Source organism: Promicromonospora kroppenstedtii DSM 19349 (assembly GCF_000515355.1).
GTDB lineage: Bacteria > Actinomycetota > Actinomycetes > Actinomycetales > Cellulomonadaceae > Promicromonospora > Promicromonospora kroppenstedtii.
This window is the reverse complement of record NZ_KI911584.1, coordinates 4450-5059: the sequence shown is the minus strand read 5'-3', so window position 1 is coordinate 5059 and position 610 is coordinate 4450. Positions and strand designations below refer to the sequence as shown.

Sequence of the window (610 nt, the reverse complement as noted above, 5' to 3'; positions counted from 1 at the left end):
CCGCGGCTCCGGCACGACGCGGGGCTGCCCCGGGCCGACGCCCGAGGGCGGGGCCGCGACGTCGACCTCCCACACGGCCGTGATGGCCGTGGGGCGGAGGTAGAGCGGCTTGCCGGAGCGGGCGGTGAGTTGGATGAACTCGATCACTGGCGGGCCCCCGCGTCGTGCAGGACGGTGAAGCCACCGTCGCGGATCAGCTCGACGGGCCACGGGCTGTCGAACTGGTTGAACCACTTCGCCGGGTGGTAGCCCTCGCCGAGGCGGCGGAGCTGTAGGGGCACGCTGCGGCCCCTGTCATGGCCCAGGATCATCGAGCCCGGCGTCAGTCGTCTATCTGCCCGGCGAGGTAGTCGGGCTCGGCCTCCGCTCGGTGCACCTTCTGATCGATAGGCAGGCGGCCCGGTTCGACCACCCAGGGCCCGACCCGGAGGAGGAGCGAGGTCCGGTCCTCCTCGTCGGCCCGTTCCCAGACCTGAGCGAAGGTCTCGCCGGTCGGGACCTCTTCGGTCACGGTCGCGGTCGGGAGGGCCTCAGCATCGCGGAGGGCGGCCTTGGCGCGACGGTAGGCGCGATAGGTGGTGTCCTCGTCCTCGTCGGTGACGGCGGCATC

General features: G+C 72.3%; 2 protein-coding genes. Both read right to left on the bottom strand.

Annotation, left to right across the window (positions count from 1 at the left end; genetic code table 11):
• Positions 1-143: 143 nt before the first annotated feature.
• Positions 144-281 carry a hypothetical protein gene (locus PROKR_RS32295; RefSeq protein WP_157601842.1) on the bottom strand — a complete coding sequence of 46 codons (138 nt, stop codon included), beginning with the start codon at positions 279-281 and terminating at the stop codon, positions 144-146.
• Positions 282-322: 41 nt separating this feature from the next.
• Positions 323-610: hypothetical protein (locus tag PROKR_RS02575; RefSeq protein ID WP_036959359.1), on the bottom strand; the 288-nt coding region annotated here is incomplete at its 5' end.